Annotated in this window: 14 protein-coding genes; 11 read left to right on the plus strand and 3 right to left on the minus strand. The window is 63.5% G+C overall.

Translation table 11 applies throughout. The features are described from left to right. Positions 1-247: 247 nt before the first annotated feature. The 5 genes from BLS41_RS20025 (at position 248) to BLS41_RS20045 (ending at position 5,782) form a co-directional block, all read left to right on the plus strand. A complete protein-coding gene (locus tag BLS41_RS20025; RefSeq protein WP_074767978.1) occupies positions 248-1,807 on the plus strand; it encodes a S53 family peptidase in 1,560 nt (519 codons plus the stop codon). A 93-nt stretch (positions 1,808-1,900) separates the two neighbouring features. Then, entirely contained in the window at positions 1,901-3,565 is a 1,665-nt protein-coding gene (locus BLS41_RS20030; RefSeq protein WP_074767980.1) for a S10 family peptidase, read from the plus strand. A 379-nt stretch (positions 3,566-3,944) separates the two neighbouring features. Next, on the plus strand, positions 3,945-4,595 hold the full coding sequence (locus BLS41_RS20035) for a hypothetical protein (protein WP_074767982.1): 651 nt from the start codon (positions 3,945-3,947) through the stop codon (positions 4,593-4,595). A 114-nt stretch (positions 4,596-4,709) separates the two neighbouring features. Beyond that, positions 4,710-5,069: a hypothetical protein gene (locus BLS41_RS20040; RefSeq protein ID WP_074767984.1), complete on the plus strand. Its 360-nt coding sequence runs from the start codon at positions 4,710-4,712 to the stop codon at positions 5,067-5,069. 449 nt (positions 5,070-5,518) lie between these two features. Continuing rightward, on the plus strand, positions 5,519-5,782 hold the full coding sequence (locus BLS41_RS20045) for an RNA recognition motif domain-containing protein (protein ID WP_074767986.1): 264 nt from the start codon (positions 5,519-5,521) through the stop codon (positions 5,780-5,782). A 187-nt stretch (positions 5,783-5,969) separates the two neighbouring features. Here the strand turns inward: BLS41_RS20045 and nadE are convergent, their stop codons facing one another. Further along, entirely contained in the window at positions 5,970-6,827 is an 858-nt protein-coding gene (gene nadE, locus BLS41_RS20050) for an ammonia-dependent NAD(+) synthetase (RefSeq protein WP_171910275.1), read from the minus strand. A gap of 494 nt (positions 6,828-7,321) precedes the next feature. Between nadE and BLS41_RS20055 the strand changes: the two genes are divergently transcribed. Then, positions 7,322-8,383 (plus strand): L,D-transpeptidase, encoded by a 1,062-nt coding sequence (locus tag BLS41_RS20055; RefSeq protein ID WP_074771065.1) that lies wholly within the window; start codon positions 7,322-7,324, stop codon positions 8,381-8,383. 296 nt (positions 8,384-8,679) lie between these two features. Here the strand turns inward: BLS41_RS20055 and BLS41_RS20060 are convergent, their stop codons facing one another. Both BLS41_RS20060 and BLS41_RS20065 read right to left on the minus strand, forming a co-directional pair. Then, positions 8,680-9,552: a DMT family transporter gene (locus BLS41_RS20060; RefSeq protein ID WP_074767988.1), complete on the minus strand. Its 873-nt coding sequence runs from the start codon at positions 9,550-9,552 to the stop codon at positions 8,680-8,682. A 204-nt stretch (positions 9,553-9,756) separates the two neighbouring features. Continuing rightward, positions 9,757-11,316, minus strand: a complete 1,560-nt coding sequence (locus BLS41_RS20065) for an ABC1 kinase family protein (protein WP_074767992.1) — start codon at positions 11,314-11,316, stop codon at positions 9,757-9,759. A 279-nt stretch (positions 11,317-11,595) separates the two neighbouring features. Here BLS41_RS20065 and BLS41_RS20070 point away from each other — a divergent pair, with 279 nt between their 5' ends. The 5 genes from BLS41_RS20070 (at position 11,596) to phnV (ending at position 17,308) form a co-directional block, all read left to right on the plus strand. Further along, complete coding sequence (locus BLS41_RS20070; protein WP_074767994.1) at positions 11,596-12,351, plus strand: DeoR/GlpR family DNA-binding transcription regulator; 756 nt, start codon at positions 11,596-11,598, stop codon at positions 12,349-12,351. 844 nt (positions 12,352-13,195) lie between these two features. Beyond that, positions 13,196-14,287, plus strand: coding sequence for a 2-aminoethylphosphonate ABC transporter substrate-binding protein (gene phnS, locus BLS41_RS20075; RefSeq protein ID WP_074767996.1), 1,092 nt, complete (start codon positions 13,196-13,198; stop codon positions 14,285-14,287). Positions 14,288-14,396: 109 nt separating this feature from the next. Continuing rightward, positions 14,397-15,491: a 2-aminoethylphosphonate ABC transport system ATP-binding subunit PhnT gene (gene phnT, locus BLS41_RS20080; protein WP_074771067.1), complete on the plus strand. Its 1,095-nt coding sequence runs from the start codon at positions 14,397-14,399 to the stop codon at positions 15,489-15,491. Then, complete coding sequence (locus BLS41_RS20085) at positions 15,469-16,455, plus strand: 2-aminoethylphosphonate ABC transporter permease subunit (protein WP_074771066.1); 987 nt, start codon at positions 15,469-15,471, stop codon at positions 16,453-16,455. The genes phnT and BLS41_RS20085 overlap by 23 nt, the downstream gene beginning before the upstream one ends. Then, positions 16,445-17,308, plus strand: a complete 864-nt coding sequence (gene phnV / locus BLS41_RS20090) for a 2-aminoethylphosphonate ABC transport system, membrane component PhnV (RefSeq protein WP_074767998.1) — start codon at positions 16,445-16,447, stop codon at positions 17,306-17,308. Before BLS41_RS20085 ends, phnV begins: the two co-directional genes overlap by 11 nt. Positions 17,309-17,339 lie beyond the last annotated feature (31 nt).

Below are 17,339 nucleotides of genomic sequence, written 5' to 3' on the forward strand. Positions count from 1 at the left end.
CATAGCGCGAGCCGTGGACGAAGCGCATCGGCGCGGCACGGCATTAGCCATCCGGATAACTGTCGGGCGCGCCGGAACTGTGTTCGAATGCTTTGGTCGGACGGATTGACGAGGTCCTTGAAACATCAACTCACGCGTCGGTCCCGTCGATCAATGACGCGATGAGGTCGTGCAGGCGCGTGCCGTGCTGGTGTCCACCGTCTGGTCCATCGGGGCCGCGCGTCACGCTTACAGGAGAGTCGATACCATGGTCACCAAGCATCCGTTGCCGGGAAGCGAGCGAAACGTAGAGCAGGGTTCGAAAGTCGTCGGGCAGTGCGATCCAGCGGAACGGATCGAAGTATTCGTGATGCTGCGCCGCCAGCAGCAAGCGCAATTCGACGCGTTGATGAGCAAAATCGAAGCCGGCGACCCCGGCGTCAAACCGTTGTCGCGTGAGGCACTAGCCAAAGATTTCGGCGCCGCGCCCGACGACGTCGCGAAAGTCAAAACCTTCGCGCAGGCACATGGCCTGACGGTGGTTCGCGAAGATCCGGCGGCGCGCTCGGTGTTGTTGAGCGGCACGATTGCGCAGTTCCAGAGCGCGTTCGGCGTGAAGCTGGAACATTACGAGCATCACAGCGTGGGGCAGTTCCGTGGACGCACCGGCACGATCAGCGTGCCGGACGATCTGCACGGCGTGGTCGAGGCGGTGCTCGGGCTCGATAACCGGCCTCAGGCGCGGCCGCACTTCCGTATCAGGCCGCCGTTCGAGCCGGCCAAAGGGCGGCAGGTGTCGTTCACTCCGCCGCAACTCGCGTCGCTCTACCAGTTTCCGCAGGGTGACGGCAAGGGCGAGTGCGTCGGCATCATCGAGCTGGGCGGCGGCTATAACACGTCCGATCTCAAGTCCTACTTTGCGAGCCTCGGTGTTGCGTCGCCGACGGTGAAATCTGTCGGCGTCGATCAGGGCAGCAACCAGCCGAGCGGCGATCCAAACGGCCCGGACGGCGAAGTCACGCTCGACATCGAGATCGTCGGATCGATCGCGCCGGGGGCAACCATTGCCGTGTATTTCACGCAGAACAGCGATGCCGGTTTCATCGACGCGGTGAGCCGCGCGGTGCACGACACGACCAACAAACCGTCGGTTATTTCGATCAGTTGGGGCGGCCCGGAATCGAACTGGACCAGCCAGTCGATCAAGGCCTTCAACAGTGTGTTGCAGTCGGCGGCGGCGCTTGGCGTCACGGTCTGCGTCGCGTCGGGCGACAGCGGCTCGAGCGACGGCTCCGGCAGCGGCAACCAGGTCGACTTTCCTGCGTCGAGCCCGTATGTGCTCGCATGCGGCGGCACGAATCTGACCGCGTCCGGCACGTCCATTTCGCATGAAGTCGTGTGGAACGACGGCGCTCAGGGCGGCGCGACCGGCGGTGGCGTGAGCCAGGCATTTCCGGTGCCGGTGTGGCAGAACGGTTTGTCGTCGACTTCGACGAACGGCGGCAAGACCCCGCTCAGCGGGCGCGGTGTGCCCGATGTGGCGGGCGATGCATCGCCGGTCACCGGCTACAGCGTGTTGATCGACGGCGAACAGACGGTGGTCGGTGGCACCAGCGCGGTCGCACCGCTGTGGGCGGCGCTGATCGCGCGGATCAACGCGGCGAGCGGACAGCCGGCAGGGTTCGTCAACCCGAAGCTGTATAAGGCGTCGGGCGTGTGCAACGACATCACGCAGGGCAACAACGGCAGTTTCGCGGCGGCGCCGGGTTGGGATGCCTGCACGGGTCTCGGCAGTCCCAATGGTCAGAAAGTGGCGGCCGCACTATAGTTTGCAACTCGCTCCCGGAGAAGGCGTTCGGGAGCATTGAAGAAAGCCCCAAAGGGGCAGCCTGCAAGACGTGAACGAACCCATGGAGCGATCATGACAAGCACAGAATCAGCTTCCGTTAGTCCGCAGTCGCCGCACAATTCTCACGCATCGGGCGCTTCCGCCGCTTCGACGCCCGCCAGCGCAGCGCGCAAAAGCGCGGATCAGCCGTTCTTCGATCCGGTCGCCTACGGCAACGGACCGGACGATTCGGTCACCGACACCACCGAAACCGCCGCGATCACGCATCATTCGATCACGATTGGCGGGCACAAGATCAACTACACGGCCACCGCCGGTCATCTGGTGATCGTCGATCCAAGCAGCTCGCAACCCGAAGCGCGGATGTTCTACGTGGCGTTTACGCAGGACAACCAGAAGGAAGAGGCTCGCCCGGTCACGTTCTTCTATAACGGCGGGCCGGGGTCGTCGTCGGTGTTCGTGCTGCTGGGATCGTTCGCGCCGCGCCGCATCAAGACCTCGATGCCGGGCTTCACACCGCCCGCGCCGTACGCGATGGAAGACAACCCCGACAGCCTGCTCGACAAGAGCGATCTCGTCTTCATCAATCCGGTCGGCACCGGCTATTCGGCGGCGATCGCGCCGAAAACGAATCGCGCGTTCTGGGGCGTCGATCAGGACGCCGACTCGCTCAAGCAGTTCATCAAGCGCTTTCTGACGAAGAACAACCGCTGGAATTCGCCGAAGTATCTGTACGGCGAGTCGTACGGTACGGCGCGCAGTTGTGTGCTGGCGTACCGGCTGCATGAAGATGGCGTCGATCTGAACGGCATCACGCTGCAATCGTCGATTCTCGATTACACGCAGTCCGGCAACCCGGTCGGCACGCTGCCCACGGCCGCGGCGGACGCGTGGTATCACAAGAAGCTCGGCCTCGCGCCGCGTCCGACCGACCTTGGCGCGTTCGCCGAGGAGGTCGCGCAATTCTCGCGCACCGACTACCTCGCGGCGCTACGCAAGTTTCCGACCACCGACTCGGCGACCGTCGAAAAGCTGAGCGAATACACCGGCATCGACAAGACGACGTTGCTCGCGTGGAGCCTCGACATTGCGGCGTACGACAGCCGTGGCAATTCGCTTTTCCTGACCACGTTGCTGAAGTCGCAAGGGCTGGCGCTCGGCGAATATGACGGACGCGTGACCGCGATCGACACCGGCATCGCGGGCAAGATCGATCCGAACTCGGGCGGCAACGACCCGACCATGACAGCCGTGACCGGCGTCTACACGACGATGTGGAACGTGTATCTGAACGAGCAGTTGAAGTACACATCGAACTCGTCGTTCACCGACCTGAACGATCAGGCGTTCAAGTACTGGGATTTCGGCCATATCGACCCGACTGGCGCACAGAAGGGGCTCGACTCGAAGGGCAACATCATTCTGTACACAGCCGGCGACCTGGCGGCGGTGATGGCGCTCAATCCCGACCTGAAAGTGCTGTCGGCGAACGGTTTCTTCGATTACGTGACGCCGTTCTATCAGACGGTGCTGGACCTGCAGCAGATGCCGCTGCTGAGTCAGCAGGTCAGGCAGAACCTGTCGGCGCGTTTCTATCCGTCGGGGCATATGGTTTATCTCGACGGCGGGTCGCGTACCGCTTTGAAGGCGGATCTCGCGGCGATGTACGACTCGACGGTGTCGAACACGCAGGCGGTGGGGCGGATTCGCGCGTTGCAGGCGCGTGTGGCGCAGTAGGGCGGTCGGTTGATCCGCTGCCGCATGCGAAGTTCATGGACTTGCGAGGTGGCGTCGGTGAACCGGATGGCCGTCGTTGTGTGAAGACGCGAGGGCAACGCGCAGGTTTTGCGCGTTGCCTTTTGCTTTTTTGCTCTCTGCCCGCAACGTGTGCGGTTGCCCCGAAACTCGTGCCATTCGTTGTATGTCACGACTGATCTGCTCGTGTCGCCGCCCGCATCGTTAAGTCCACAGCCTGTAACCCAAAATCCCTCCGAACCCTGCCCATCAATCTTCCATCACCGCTTTCACGAGTGCGCCTTTTACACCCAGCTATATTGAATGTGTTTTAATTAGTCTGCGAATTGACTATTGCGTGCCACCAACGGTGCGCCGACGAATGAACGCAGACATTGCCGACAGGCGTCGCATCCAGCTTTCCAGCGACCCAAACCGCAGTACGTACCGGCCGGATCCGCCCCGGTTCACGAATCAGGCGGCGTTTTCACGCTTCACTCGCAGACGTTGGCGTGCGCTATTGCTCGGCCTCGGAGCGCTTGTCGTTTTGCGGACCGGCGCGGCTAGCGCACAGGAAAGCAGCATGCTCGACGAGCGCGTGACGCAGGAATCGGTGGGCGAGACAATTTGCCGCCCCGGTTATGCCGACACGGTTGCACCTCCGTTCGACGAACTGATGGCGCACAAGGATCATCTGCTGGCCGAGCGAGGCATCGACGCGGAAAGCGGCGTTTCCTTCGCGCTCGACCGGCGCGTGCCCATCGTGCTCGGCGGCTCGCCGGATGCTCCCGCGAACCTCGACCTCGTGCCGTGGGCGGGCCAGCAAGGCGAGCGCCGCAAGGCTCGCGCGGCCGTCATGCTCAAGCGCTGCGTCTGCGAAGGCAAGCTGAGCCTCGCCGAAGCACAGGCTGCGATCGTCGGAAACTGGTCGGTGGTGTATTCGGGCTTCAGCCAGACGTCCTGCGACATAAGTCGGCTCGACGTCGCCACCGGCGATAATGGCCGCTCCGCCGAACGCGACAGTGCGCCCTGAGTCCGAGGCGCCGCCTGCCGGGCTGCCGTCTTCGCGGGTGCGTTCGTCCGCGCGTATTCAGGCGCGCAGCGTGTAATTGCTACAGGCTGCGCCTAATTTTTCCGGAGAATTACGATGAACCCTTCACGCCTCATGGCCGTGGCCCTCACTTTCGGCAGCCTGCTGGGCAGCACCGCCGCATTCGCCGCCGAGCCCGCGCGTTGCGGCAGCGCCGACGCCTTGCAGATCCGCGGCGACGTGCCGGCGGCAATCAGCTTCGACGTTTACCAGCAGTTGCGCGCGACGCAACCGTCGAACGCGCAGCGCATCGCGCTGTTCCAGTCGGCGGGCGAGGTGAAGCGCCTGCCCGACGGCCTGTCCGTATGCGCAATCGCCGACGACGGCGTAGCAGACCCGTCAGCGGTACTGGTCCAACTGCCGCAGGGCAAGAACGCGTGGTGGGTGAGCGCGGCCAACGTAGAAGCAGCGGACTGATCCCGTCGATCAATCCGCCGCAGGCCTCAAGTCCCCGCAGGATGCCGTCTGGATACCGCGGCCCGTTTTTTGCAAAAGACAGGCGGTGAATTGTCAATTGCAAGTGTGGGCCAACCCATGATTCGCGTTAAACCCAGGGCGTTTCGCTATTTTTGACGCGGCTTATTCGGGTACAGTGCATTAACGGAGAAAGTGAATTCCGTTTTTGCAATACGCTATTGCGTCGCTTTTGCTGTCGAATATGGCTATCCTGATTACAGGACGAAATTCGCTGAGGAGATTTAAATGATTGCCTTCTATCTGTCATTGGCTGCTTTGGGCGCCGCTGGCGCCGCACTCATCCGCGAATTGGCCGCCGCTCAGGCGAAGCAACGAGCAGCATTGCGCCCGGTGCGCGTGCAGTCGGCGGATCGTGGCGCGGGCCGCAGTACGCGTAGAGGGTAGAGCGCATGAACCTGATCGTGCGCAATATCGCTGAATCGTGCAGTGAGCAGGACGTACGGGAGTTTCTCAAGCACGAACTCGGGCACTACGCGAAAAACGTCGAGGTGATCGACGCCGGCAAGCCCTCGGCTTACGCCACGGTCGAACTGGACGCGAATGTGCCTTACGTCGGCGATGTAATCGCGCGGCAGATTCACGGCAAGCAGTTGGGCGGTCAGACGCTCGAAGCGAGCGCGGATCTGTTCACCGACGAGCCGCCCGCGCACTGATTATTGGCGATCGAATAGCGGGGCGCGGTGCGCACCGATTGTTTGACGTAGATTGAAAACACGGCGAAGCGGTTTGTTTCGCCGTGTTTTTTTTGCGCCATGAGCCAGCGTTAGTTGATGTGCTCATACGCGGCGCAATGCGAGGCGAGTGAGCGTTGCTTTCCCGTTCGCCGCGTGCGGTCTGGTTTCATTCCCCATCCGTTGTCGTCGGCCAATCGAACGGCGTGTACGGCAACGCCCGCTTGTGGCGCGTGGCGTCGTAAAAACGCAGGACGACATCGCGTGCGGCATCGCCAACCGGTTTGCCTTCCAGAAAGTCATCGATCGAGTCGTACGGGATGCCGTACGCGTCCTCGTCCGGACGCAACGGGCGCAGCATTTCCAGGTCGGCGGTCGGCACCTTGTGCGCCAATGTTTCCGGCGCGCCCAGCGCCTTGGCCACTGCTCGCACGCGACGCTTGTTCAATCCCGTAAGCGGCAGCACATCGGCGCCGCCGTCGCCGAACTTGGTGAAAAAGCCCATCACCGATTCAGCCGCGTGGTCCGTGCCGATCACCACGCCCCTTCGCGTGCCGGCTACCGCGTACTGCGCAATCATCCGCTGCCGTGCCTTGATATTGCCGTGGATGAAATCCTGCTGCGATTCGTCGGCAAATAGCACGCCGCTATTACCGAGTGCCGCGAGCATGGCGTCGGCCGCCGGTTTGATGTCGATAGCGATATTTTCGTCGGCGCGAATGAATTGCAATGCCGTCTGTGCATCGGCTTCGTCTTTCTGTTCGCCGTAAGGCAAACGTATTGCGACAAAATGCGCATCGTAATTATCGGCGCGTAAACGCTCGACCGCGAGTTGCGCAAGTCGTCCGGCAGTTGTGGAATCGACACCGCCGCTAATACCGAGGACATAAGTCTTCAGGCCGCTGCTGCGTAAATAATTCGCCAGAAAATCGACCCGGCGTTCAATTTCACGCCCGGCGTCGAATTCGGCGCTCACGTGCATCTCCGCTGCGATGCTTGCCTGACGGGAGACTGGGTCGTTCTTCATGATGATGTCCTGTGGTTCGCGCCTACCTGCGCATTGTCGATAACGCGCCGCATGCGGCAAATAAAGTAAATGGTGGAACGAGTTGCGTCCGGGCTTCGGGATTGCTGCAGTGTGCATAACGCGACAGCTTCATTGTCGCTTCAGCCGCGTTAGTGGTTTTGAAATCGTTTATATAGGCGCTCGCAAATGTTGTGCAAATACTCGAATACCTCTGGCTATTGCCGCGATATTGGCGAACCGATTTTCTATTCATCGACAGACGCTAGTGCGCTTAGTAACATCCTCGTGCCGGGGCGCTGCATCAACCGGCGAGCAGTCAATAATAATCAGGTTTGCTCTGATACGCGATGAACAACCCAAATCGGCCTGGCCAGCCTGTATTGGACCGCCTGACTTCTGCGTCGCCGGATGGTGGGCGCGTGGGGGCGTTTGTGTGTTTGCGTCTGTTCCGGGTGAGCGTGGATCGTTCGCTGCTGTTCGTGTTGCGGTGGTTGATGCTGATGCTTGCAGCGGGCGCGGTTTTCTTCGCGATGTCATCGGGGGTAGCGGTCGCTGCGTCGGCGCCTGAGAAGACTACGGTGACCGGTTCGGCTTCGAAATCCGCTTCGGCTTCGAAGGCTGCTTCTGCTTCAAAAGCGACCTCGGCCTCGAAGTCCGCCTCGGCTTCAAAATCAAAGTCCGCCTCCGCCGCTTCCTCCGTCGCCTCCGCCTCCGCTCCGACGAGCCACCCGCTAACCGCCATCAACGCGTCCGCGCTTGCCGCACCCGACGCGGCCGGTGTCGTCGATCCGCGTCGCGCGTTCTTGTTGCGCGCCGTGTTCGCGCAGAACGTGACACGCAGGCTGAAGGTGCCCTCGTCCGAACAGAGCGCCTACGCCGATCGCCTGCAAGCGGCGCTCGACGCAAACACGCTCGGCAATCTGTCGGGCGAATATGTCGTGCTGGTCGACCGCAACCCGAACGTGCAGGCGCTGCTGATCTATTTTCGCGCGACCCCGGCCGACACCTGGCAGATGATCGGCGCGTCGCCGGTGTCGACGGGCAGGCCGGGCGAATACGACCATTTCGTCACGCCGCTCGGCGTGTTCGAACACACGCCCGCCAACATGGATTTCCGCTCGGAGGGCACGCAGAACGAAAACCACATTCGCGGATACGGCAAGCGCGACATGCGCATTTTCGATCTCGGCTGGGCGCAGGGCGAACGCGGCTGGGGTAAAGGCGGTATGTCGCAGATGCGTTTCCAGTTGCACGCCACCGATCCCGACCGGCTCGAGCCGTTGCTCGGCATCCGTCATTCGAAGGGATGTGTGCGAATGCCCGCATCGCTCAACACGTTTCTCGATCATTACGGCATTCTCGATGCCGAGTATGCCGCGCTGATCGATTCCGGCAAGTCGCTGTGGGTGTTGAAGAGCGATCGGCAGATTACGCCGTGGGCGGGGCGTTATATCGTCGTGGTGGACTCGCAGCGCAAGAGCCGCCCGACGTGGGCGCCGGCGCCGGGCGGCAAGGCGCAGGCCAGAATGCCGGCGGGGGCGGATACGGGGGATTGAATTGGGGCGCGGCGGTGGGGCGCGACGCCGTTAGCTCTTTTGGGCTGCACTTGCTCCGGTGTTCGAGGCAGGCGAGCCCGGCTGTTTTCGATGGATCACGATTGTCAGCACGAAAGGAGCGCGATTCGCGAATTGCACGGGCAATGGCGATTCGCTGTACTGGTTGAACCTTGAGGAAGCGGCGAGCGGCGTGGAGCGATCAACGGCACATGGAAGCGTAGCGCGGCTTCGGCTGATCCGCGCAATGCCACCCCGAGCGCATCTCCATCACAACCGCTACCACCGCCACAGTCCCATCACGACCGCGCCAGCAAAACCCCCACCAACGCCAGCACAAACCCCCCAATCTGCACCGGCAACAGCATTTCCCCAAAGCCCACATACCCTTCAAGCGCCGCAAGCGGCGGCGCGAGAAACATCAGCGCGGTGGCGCGTGCCGCATCGCCGCGTCTGACCATCCAGACCAGCAAGGTCACGCTGATGCCGGACAGCATCACGATGCCCCACGCCAGCGACGCCCACAGCGTCGTCGATGCAATCCAGCGATGTTCGCCAAGCGCCATCGCCAGCACGGCCGCGACGATTGCCGCGCCGAAGTTCTGCACCGCGCTCGCCGTGCGGATATCGGCCTTCGCCAGCGAGGTCTTCTGGAACAACGTACCTGCCGTGATAGCGATGACCGCGACGATCGAGATAAGCACGACCAGCCAGCCCGGTGCATGCCCATGCTGTGCAACGGGCGCGGCCACGGTCAGCCTGGGTTCGAGCACCAGCACGACGCCCGCGAGGCCGAGCGCCATGCCGGTCCAGCCGCGCCGCGACAGACGCTCGCCGAACAGCGGCGCGGCGACGGCCGCGGTCGCGAGCGGCTGCAACGCGCCGAGCAGAGCCATCACGCCCGCGCTCATGCCCTGCGCGACGGCCCAGTAGCCGGCGCCGAGGTACACGCCCTGAAGCAGGGCGCCCGCGAGCAGATGCTTGCCGAGGTCGCGTCCCGTCGGCCAGGCGGCACGCGTGACCAGCGCGGCAAGCGCGAATATCAGCGCCGTGCCGCCGAAGCGCGCGAGTAGAAACAGGTTGGGGTCGGCGTAGGGGGTGATCGCACGGGCGACCACGAAACCGGTCGACCAAAGAACGACAAAGACGGCGGCGATCAGGGAAGCAAGCATCGGCAGGGAGCGTGGTGAAAAGCCGCCATCTTGTCGCGACGGACGAAGCATGTCTTGTTCGAAGCTGCAATGGAGCAAATGAAGCCATCGGAGCAGGGTGGCACGTGTCGGCGGCTTCGCATGCCCATGTGAGCAGACCAGACGCCACGTGCTCAACGCCATCGCAATTAACGAGCCGCGAGCCGCGAGCGACGCCGCGCGCGCTCACCACATCAGCAAAACGGCCCCGGCCCCGAGCACTCCGCCACACACGGCGCACGCCCACAACAACGTCCTCGTGCGCCGGTATTCGCGCCCGATATCCGCGATCAACCTGGCGTTCTGCTGCGGAGTCCGCGCGCGGTCATGCTCGTGCTGCAAATAGCGCACCGCCAGTTGCGGCACGCGCGGCAGCATATGCGCGAGATGCGGCAACTCGCGCGAAATCCGCTTGATCCAGCCGCGATGATCGACATCGCGTTGCGCGATTCCGGCCAGCACGCCACGCGTGATGTTCCACGTATCGACGCCCGGATGCAGCGCGCGCGCCAGCATCTCCGCCTGATGAAACGAGCGCTGCGCGGTGGCGAGACGGCCGGACACGGCGCCGTCGAACGGATGCACTGAGTGCAGCAGATGGTGAAACAGCGAACCCGCCGAGCGGTCTTCGGGATTCGCTGCGAAGTGGGCTTCGGCGCGCGTGCGCAATTCGGCTTCGAGCATCTCCGTGCGCGTGTCGTGAGGAACATGCCCGGCATCGCGATGCATGTCGGCGAGACGTCCGTAGTCCTGGTCGAACAGCGCGGTCGCGCCATGCACGAAGAACTCGCGCTCGCCGGTGGAGAGCGTCGACATGATCGAGAATTCCGCCAGCACGAGCCGCCCCAGCGTGTCCGGTTCGATGCTCACGCGCACCCGGCGCGCATCGAGCGTCGCGTGAAAGAAGCCGTGCTCGAACGCCTGCTCGGTCACGACTTCGACGATATGCGCGGCCAGCGGCGCGAGCTTCACATGATGTGCATGCAGGCCAGGCAGATCGCTCGCGGGCAACGTGTTGATGCGCTGCATGGTCAGCGTGTGGTTGGTGCAGAGATCCCAGATCACGTCCGGCACGACGATCCGTTTGTCGCCGTCGAAATGATGGCCGGTCTGACTCAGGTTGGCGGCTTCGGCGCGCAGATCGAAGCGGCGCTGGATGTCGTCCGAAAAGCTTTGCGCGAGTTTGCGCAGTTGCAGGCGGCGTGCGGAGCCGGAGAGTTTTTCGAGCCATCGGGCAACCCAGCGCAAGAGCGCGAGTTCGTCGCCGATTTGCTGCAACTGGTCGGCGCGTACCAGTTTGATCGCCACTTCGCTATGCCCTTTGACCGGCGTAAGGAGGCGCGCGAAATGGGTCTGCTCGGCGAAGCCGGTGCGCACCGGCACGAGATCGACGGCGCTGAAGATCGCCGCCAGCGGATGCCCGAATGCGCGCGCCAGCGCTTCTTCGGATTCGCGCGGCGGCAGAGGCGCTTCCATGTGATCGATTGCGTCGATTGCATCATGCAACGTGCCGGACGCGAGTTCGGGACGCTCGGCGAGCGTCTGTGCAAACCGGCTCGCCAGCGGACCGAGCGCAGGCAGCACGCCTTGCAGACCGCGGCCGCTGTTGCCCGATGCATGCACGCGGCCGACCATTTCGATGAGCCAGTGCAGCTTGTGCCCCTGCGGCGCGGCAAGCCAGATCAGGCGCGCGCCGTAACGCAGCGCGTGGAACAGCAGCAATAGACGGCGAAACAGTGGCGGCATCGGCAGTTCGTTAAGCGGGGTGCTGCGGTCGTGATGGTATCGGCATGCAGCCGGAGCAAGCGGACGCTTTCCGGCTCGGGTCGTTAAGGTTAGCAGGTAAGCGCGAGATGAGTCGCACGATCGGTGCCTGCGGGCGCACGGTAAGCGCTGCGTAAGCGGCGCGGGGACGCGAGGCACGAATGGGCCTGCGCCGCATCATCAGGCGACGCGTAATACAATACGGCGGCCTTCTCCAACCGTGGCGAACCCTCCAGCGTGCCGGCTTCCGGCTTTCAACAGATGCTTGCAGAACAACGTCACCAATACATCCTCGCTCAAGTCGCCAAAACGGGCGCGCTCTCGGTCGCTGAACTGGTGCGTGAACTGAACGTATCGCGCGAAACCATCCGCCGCGATCTGAACGCGCTGGCCGGGCGCGGACTGCTCGTCACGACGCACGGCGGCGCGCTCTCGAGCGACCGCCGCGAGCCCGACCTCGACACGCGTGAAGCCGCGAACGCCGGCGCAAAGCGCGCGATCGGCGAGCGCGCGGCGGAGTACGTGCCCGACGGCGCATCGCTGATCATCGACTCGGGCAGCACCACCCAGGCCGTGGCGCGCGCGCTGCTCGACCGCCACCGGCTCGCGGTCTATACCAACGACTGGCGCATCGCGCTGCTGCTCGGCCGCCGCAACGACAACCGCATCACGCTGCTGGGCGGCGAGCTTTCCGATATCGAAGACGCCACCTTCGGACTCGACACGGTCCATCAACTGACGCAGTACCACGCGGACTTCGCGTTCATCGGCGCGGGCGGGATTTCGCCGGACGGTTATCTGACCGACTACAGCCGCATGGCCGCCGAAGTGCGCAGCCGCATGATCGCCGCCGCCGACACGGTGGTGGTGGTCGCCGATCATTCGAAGTTCGGCCGCGTGACGCCGGTGCGTATCAACGGTATCGAGTCGGCGCGCTATCTGGTCACCGAACTGGCGCCCGAGCGCGCGCTCGGCAAAGCGATCACCGCGCACGGTCCTGAAATCGTGATCGCCTGACGCCCGTCAGCCCGACAGAGCTCGGCCTGGCAGCGCTCAGGTTGATGCCTCATGTTCTGGTGCTCAGGCTGACGCTGCGTGACCAAACGGTACTCAGGCAAGAGGCCGCGCGTCACGATGCTGGCGGACGCTACCCCTCTCGCTCAATTTCTGCCCAACTCAAGCCGCCCTTCGCTGCAAGATCCCCGCCGGAAGGGCACAATACGCGCCGTTGTCCGCAAGCCGGCCCTGAGTCGCGTGACGTCGGCGTGTCAAAGGCCGCTTGAGTCGCGAATTTTCAGCGCTTTCATGCAATGCGCGTACGCCGTCATTTTCGCCATATACGATTCTGCTGCGCACGCCTCGATTTTCATTCATTCGACCGTCAATCCCAATCGAAGCGTGCGGTTTCTGGCCGTGCCGGGGACACTGCGCGTCTAACCGGATCGAGGTCGGATCAACGCCTGCAACAAGCTTCAATCGTCACAGCAATCGTCCGGATCCGCAGCAGATTGCCATTCGATCGCTTTGGCTATTATTGGCGATTTGTGTCATTTTTTGGAATTCGCCACAATCGTCATGGCGTTGTCATGGAAACCTGTGATTCTTGCCGTGCCCGTTCAGGCATGGCAGGCAGCGCGAAGTCGTCAGTGAACTGCAGGTCAGGCTGAAGAAGACGCGGCGAAGTTGTTGGCAATCTGCAATCTGCGCGCAAGCCGCGCGATTCCGCGTCAAAGCGGGGCAGAAAGCGACCGGCAACTGGCTGCGGGCAACACGCAAGCGGCGCGGCGCTACCGCCGTTCAATCACAACAGGTATCGGGATATCCCGACCGTCTGGTTTTTTGCCTTTCGGAGAAGAGCGACATGACAAAGACGAATTCCCTTCAAGTCACGGCCGGTTTCGCACGCAAGCTGTTGCCGGCGCTGGTCGCCGCGGCTGCGTTCGGCGGCATGGCAGTGCAGGCTCACGCGGCCGACGCCGTGGTGCTGTACACCGCCGACGGCCTGGAGAACCTCTACAAGGACGTGCTGCCGGCTTTCGAAAAGAAAGAAGGCGTGAAGGTCAACATCGTCACGGCGGGCAGCGGTGAAGTAGTGAACCGCGCGACCATCGAGAAGGACCAGCCGAAGGCCGACGTGATCGTCACGTTGCCGCCGTTCATCCAGCAAGCCGATCAGGCTGGATTGCTGCAGGCTTACCAGAGCGCCAACTACAAGAACGTGCCGGCCATCGCGAAGGCGCCGAACGGTGCGTGGGCGACTTTCGTGAACAACTACTTCTCGTTCGCGATCAACCCGGACGTCACGAAGAACCAGCCGAAGACGTTCGCCGATCTGCTGCACCCGGATTTCAGCGGCAAGGTCGCGTATTCGAACCCGGCGACGGCGGGCGACGGCATGGCCGTGATCATCCTGACGTCGTCGCTGATGGGTGAAGACAAGGCGTTCGATTATCTGAAGAAGCTCGAACAGAGCGCCAAGTTCCACACCAAGGGCACGGGCTATCTCGACGTGCTGTTGTCGCGCAACGAAATCGCGGTGGCCAACGGCGATCTGCAAATGGATCTCGACGATGCAGCAAATGGCGGCCTGTCGCTCAAGCCGGTGTTCCTCGCTGCCGCCCCCGGCGGTCAGCCGACCACGTTCCAGTTGCCGTACGCGATCGGCCTGATCAAGGGCGGCCCGAACCAGGCTGAAGGCAAGAAGCTGATCGACTATCTGATGTCGACGGACGTGCAGGCCAAGGTGCCGGACATCTTCGGCATTCCGGGCCGTACCGACGTGCCGCTCGCCGGCAAGAACGGCGAAGCCGTCAAGCAGGCAATTACGGGCGTGAAGCTGATTCCGGTGGACTGGAACCAGGTGATGGCGAAGAAGGCGGACTGGACCACGCGCTGGAAGAACGACGTGATCGGTTCGTCGGGCAAGCAGCTCGAAGTGGTCAAGCCGAAGTAAGCCACGGCTCGCCAGCGACGGCGATCCGATGTGAAGTAGTCGATTCAGGCGGCGTCTCACAGTCATGGAGACGCCGCATCAGCTTTAATCTTGTTGGAGGATGAACCCGGTGAATACCGCCAGTCTTGCTCAACCTGGCGCGCTCGGCGCCTCACCGGACGCGCTCGCGCGTTCGACTACGCCGGGCGGCGTGCAGATCGACCATCTGACGGTGCGCTTCGGTTCGCGCACGGTGCTCGACGATCTGTCGTTGACCATCCAGCGCGGCGAATTGCTGACGGTGCTCGGCCGCAGCGGTTGCGGCAAGACCACGCTGCTGCGTTTCATCGCCGGGTTTATCGAAGCAGATGGACTGTCCGGCACGTTGACCGTGGCTGGCCACGATCTCACGCACGTGCCGCCGCATAAGCGCAACCTCGGTCTGCTGTTTCAGAGCTATGCGCTGTTCCCGCATCTGTCGGTGTTCGACAACGTCGCGTTCGGTTTGCGCGCGCGTCGCACGCCGTCGAAAGACGTCGCACGCCGTGTCGCCGATGCTTTGAAGCTCGTGCAACTCGGCGACGCCGGTCATGTGATGCCCGCGCAACTGTCGGGCGGCATGCAACAACGTGTGGCGCTGGCCCGCGCGCTCGTGATCGAGCCAGACGTGTTGTTGCTCGACGAACCTCTTTCCGCACTCGACGCCAATCTGCGCGCATCGGTGCGTTCCGAACTGAAGGCGCTGCACGAGCGACTGCCGAATCTGACGATCGTCTGCGTGACGCACGATCAGGACGACGCGCTCGTGCTGTCCGACCGCACGCTGCTGATGCGCGAAGGCCGCATCGCGCAACTCGGCACGCCGCAGCAGTTGTACGACACCCCCGCCGACGGCTTTGTCGCGCGCTACCTGGGCGCGGCGAATCTGCTGTCGCCGCAGGTCGCGTTCAGCATGGACGACGTGCGCTATAACGAGCGCGACCGGGTGGCGTGTCTGCGTCCCGAGGCGCTGCGCATCGTGCCACTCGGCGAAGGGCAGTTGCATGGCGCGATCGCGTCGGTCGAATGGTATGGCGCGGTGTTGTCGGTGTCGGTCGTGCTCGACGCGATGCCCAACGAACCGGTGCTCGTCACCATGCAGCGCGGCCACGGCATGATGCCGGAGAAGGGCGCGCGTGTTTCCCTGCGTTATGAGGCTGACGATGTCGTCCTTATCAACCGCTAATGTGTCTGCGCCGCTGAGCGCGGCCGAATCGCAGGCCGATAGTCAGGCCGATGTTCAGGCCGAAGCCGAAGCCCAGGCTCGCCGCGACGCGAGCGCCGCGTCACACACCGCGGCCGTCAAACGGCGCGAACGCGCGGCGCAGTGGCATCTGCTGTTTCTCGCGGTGGTGGTGCTCGGGCCGCTGGTTATCTATCCGCTGGTGCGCCTGGTGATGCTGAGCCTGACCGGTTCGCACGGTATCAGCGTGCAGGCGTATTCGACGTTCTTCGGCAACCCCGAAACGCGCGGCGTGATCGGCACGACGCTGTGGATTCTGTTCGCCAGCGCCGGTCTTGCGTCGTTGCTCGGCGTGGCGCTCGCGTCGATCCTGTTCTTCAAGCCGTTCCCGGGCGCACGCATGGTCACGCGCTTTCTCGAACTGTTCGTCGCGTTTCCGTCGTTCCTGGTCGCGTTCACGCTGATCTTCCTGTACGGCTCGCAAGGCTCGGTCAGTATCGGCTTGCAGCGGCTGTTTCATTTGCAGGAGCCGCCGCTGAACTTTCTGTTCGGTGTCGGCGGCGTGATTCTCGCGGAAGTCGTGTTCTACGCGCCGTTCGTCGTGCGTCCCACGCTGGCGTCGTTCGCGTTGCTGGATCGTCGTTTGATCGAAGCTGCGCGCAGCCTCGGCGCGAACGGCGTGATGGTCGCGTTCAAGGTGATCCTGCCGCTCGCGTGGCCGGGCATCGCGGCGGGCACGATCCTCTGTTTTCTGTTGACGCTCAACGAGTTCGGCATCCTGCTCGTGCTCGGCAGCGCGCATCTGATCACGTTGCCGGTGGCGATCTACAGTTCCGCCACCGTCGACCTCGATCTGCCGACCGCCGCCGCAGGCGCTGTCGTGATGCTGCTGATGTCTTTGTCGCTGTATGCGTTGTACCGCCAGGTCAACCGTCGCCAACTGAAAGGAGCGGGCAATGGCCGTTGAACTCGACCCGACCGTATTGCCGGTCATGCATAAAAAGGCGCGGCCGGTGCGTCACAGCCTGCTCACGCGGATGCTAAGCGGCCTGTTCCTCGGCTTTCCCGCGTTGCTGTGCTTCTGGCTGTTCGTGTTGCCGGTGCTGGTCGTCGCGCTCTCCAGCGTGGCCGCGCACTGGTCCGGCACGATGCTGCCCGACGGTTTCAGCATGCGCTGGTTCGAACGCCTCGGTTCGAGCGACTTCGATGCGCTGACCACCAGCCTCGAAGTCGGCATGGGCGTCGCGGTGCTCGGCACGATTCTCGGGCTGTGGCTCGCGCTGGCGCTCGAAGGACGCGACCGCCGCGGCCTGGGCGCTTTCGTCGACACCATCGCGATGATGCCCAACGGCGTGCCGAGCGTGGTGCTCGGGCTGGCCGTGCTGATCGCGTATCACAAGCGGCCGATCGATCTGTCCAGTTCTGCCGCGATCGTCGTGTTCGTGCAGTTGGCTCTCGTGCTGCCGTTCTGCTACCGCTGCGCCGCCGCCGCGCTGCGCCCGGAACTGACGATTCTGCGCGAAGCGGCCGCGAGCCTCGGTGCACCGCCGTCGATGGTGTTGCGCCGTGTCGTGCTGCCGCAACTCGTGCCGGCGATCCGTGCGAGTCTCGCGCTGGGCTTCGCGCTGTCGCTCGGCGAACTCGGCGCCACGCTTACCGTGTATCCGCCGGGCTTCGCGACGGTGCCGATCGTCGTCGTCGGCCAGGTGGAGCGCGGCTATTACCTGCCGGCCTCCGCGCTGTCGCTGATTCTGCTGCTGGTTTCGCTGGCCGCGCTGTTGCTGATCGCCGCGCGCGCGCCGCGTCGCCGGATCGACTGACGAGCAGATCGGGGTGTTGTGTTTGTGTGCA

Source organism: Paraburkholderia fungorum (assembly GCF_900099835.1).
GTDB lineage: Bacteria > Pseudomonadota > Gammaproteobacteria > Burkholderiales > Burkholderiaceae > Paraburkholderia > Paraburkholderia fungorum_A.

Excerpts from the sequence above, each read along its gene's own strand:
- BLS41_RS20085 (WP_074771066.1), top strand. The coding sequence starts at position 15,469 with ATGTCGTCCTTATCAACCGCTAATGTGTCTGCGCCGCTGAGCGCGGCC.
- phnS (WP_074767996.1), top strand. The coding sequence starts at position 13,196 with ATGACAAAGACGAATTCCCTTCAAGTCACGGCCGGTTTCGCACGCAAG.
- BLS41_RS20045 (WP_074767986.1), top strand. The coding sequence starts at position 5,519 with ATGAACCTGATCGTGCGCAATATCGCTGAATCGTGCAGTGAGCAGGAC.
- BLS41_RS20055 (WP_074771065.1), top strand. The coding sequence starts at position 7,322 with ATGCTGATGCTTGCAGCGGGCGCGGTTTTCTTCGCGATGTCATCGGGG.
- BLS41_RS20040 (WP_074767984.1), top strand. The coding sequence starts at position 4,710 with ATGAACCCTTCACGCCTCATGGCCGTGGCCCTCACTTTCGGCAGCCTG.
- BLS41_RS20070 (WP_074767994.1), top strand. The coding sequence starts at position 11,596 with ATGCTTGCAGAACAACGTCACCAATACATCCTCGCTCAAGTCGCCAAA.
- BLS41_RS20025 (WP_074767978.1), top strand. The coding sequence starts at position 248 with ATGGTCACCAAGCATCCGTTGCCGGGAAGCGAGCGAAACGTAGAGCAG.
- nadE (WP_171910275.1), bottom strand. The coding sequence starts at position 6,827 with ATGAAGAACGACCCAGTCTCCCGTCAGGCAAGCATCGCAGCGGAGATG.
- phnV (WP_074767998.1), top strand. The coding sequence starts at position 16,445 with ATGGCCGTTGAACTCGACCCGACCGTATTGCCGGTCATGCATAAAAAG.
- BLS41_RS20030 (WP_074767980.1), top strand. The coding sequence starts at position 1,901 with ATGACAAGCACAGAATCAGCTTCCGTTAGTCCGCAGTCGCCGCACAAT.
- BLS41_RS20060 (WP_074767988.1), bottom strand. The coding sequence starts at position 9,552 with ATGCTTGCTTCCCTGATCGCCGCCGTCTTTGTCGTTCTTTGGTCGACC.
- BLS41_RS20065 (WP_074767992.1), bottom strand. The coding sequence starts at position 11,316 with ATGCCGCCACTGTTTCGCCGTCTATTGCTGCTGTTCCACGCGCTGCGT.
- BLS41_RS20035 (WP_074767982.1), top strand. The coding sequence starts at position 3,945 with ATGAACGCAGACATTGCCGACAGGCGTCGCATCCAGCTTTCCAGCGAC.